Raw genomic sequence first — 1287 nt, forward strand, 5'->3', positions numbered from 1 at the left:
ATCGACACGCTGCTGGTCGCTGTCGGCGGCGGCGGTCTGATCGGCGGCATCGCTGCCTGGTTCGCCGGCCGCAGCCGTATCATCGCCGTCGAGCCGGAAGGAGCGCCGACGCTGCATCGCGCCTTCGAGGCCGGACACCCCGTCGATGCGCCGGCCGAGGGCATCGCCGCCGATTCGCTGGCGCCAAAGCGCGTCGGCGAAATGATGTTCCCGATCGCCGAGGCCTATGTCGAACGCTCGATCCTGGTCGGCGACGACGACATCGTCGCCGCGCAGAAGGCGCTGTGGAACCGAACCCGCATCATCTCCGAGCCGGGAGGTGCGGCCGCCTTTGCCGCAATCCTGTCGGGCCGCTATGCGCCGGCGCAGGGCGAACGGCTCGCCGTGCTGGTCTGCGGGGCGAATGCGGACCCCGCTACCTTCTAAAGGGCCTGCTGCCTTCTAAAGGGTATGCAGGATGGAACTATAACGGTCCACTTCACGTTTTTTCGAACCGCCTCGCCTTTGCCGTGTTTGCTGGTATTCTTTGAGTCGTGAGGCGTCGGGCTATCTGCCCGCTCCACAGCATGATCCCGAAACATGGAATCCCTTTCGGAACAGATCATGCTCAAAGGGATAGGGCCGCATCCCGGTTTCGGGATGCCATAGGCTCAAGGAAGGGCCGATGACGCAACGACCCACCTTCAGCAGCGATCGCGGCCTCGCCGGGCGGCTGGCTTTGAGCAGGCTGGCCACGCGGGTCTCGATGGTGGTCGAGCGCGGCTGGCCGTTGCTGCTTCCCCTCGTCATCGTTGCCAGCCTGTTCCTCAGCATCTCCTGGCTCGGGCTATTCTCCCGGCTGCCGGATATGGCGCGCATCGGCCTGGTCGCTGCCTTTGCCATAGCAGCACTGGCCGCGCTTTATCCCCTGCGTTTCTTCCGCCTGCCGGGCGCCGGCGAAATCGACCGCCGCATCGAGGCAGCCAATCAACTGTTGCACAGCCCGGTGCTGGTGCAGACCGACCGGCCAAGCGGCCGGGAAAGCAGCTTCTCGCAGGCGCTATGGCGCGAACACCAGAAGCGCATGGCCGGAAAGCTCGACAACCTCGGCGCCGACCTGCCGCGCACGCGCGTGCCGGAGCGCGACCCTTGGGCCCTGCGCGCGGTGGCGGCACTTTTGCTCGTTACCGCCTTCGCCTTCTCCTTCGGGCCGACGGGCGGCAGGATCAGCGACGGCTTCAATGCCCATGGCGCGCGCGATATCGTGCCGCCGCGCATCGACGCCTGGGTGACGCCGCCGTCCTACAC

At 66.5% G+C, this 1287-nt stretch carries 2 protein-coding genes; both read left to right on the forward strand.

The window, feature by feature from the left end:
* Positions 1–426 (forward strand): pyridoxal-phosphate dependent enzyme (locus tag EN879_RS36240; RefSeq protein WP_127274730.1); only part of this gene is annotated, 426 nt, incomplete at its 5' end.
* Between the two features lie 238 nt (positions 427–664).
* Positions 665–1287 (forward strand): DUF4175 family protein (locus tag EN879_RS36245; RefSeq protein WP_127274731.1); only part of this gene is annotated, 623 nt, incomplete at its 3' end.

The sequence above is a fragment of the Mesorhizobium sp. M7A.F.Ca.AU.002.02.1.1 genome, from assembly GCF_003998535.1.
GTDB lineage: Bacteria > Pseudomonadota > Alphaproteobacteria > Rhizobiales > Rhizobiaceae > Mesorhizobium > Mesorhizobium ciceri.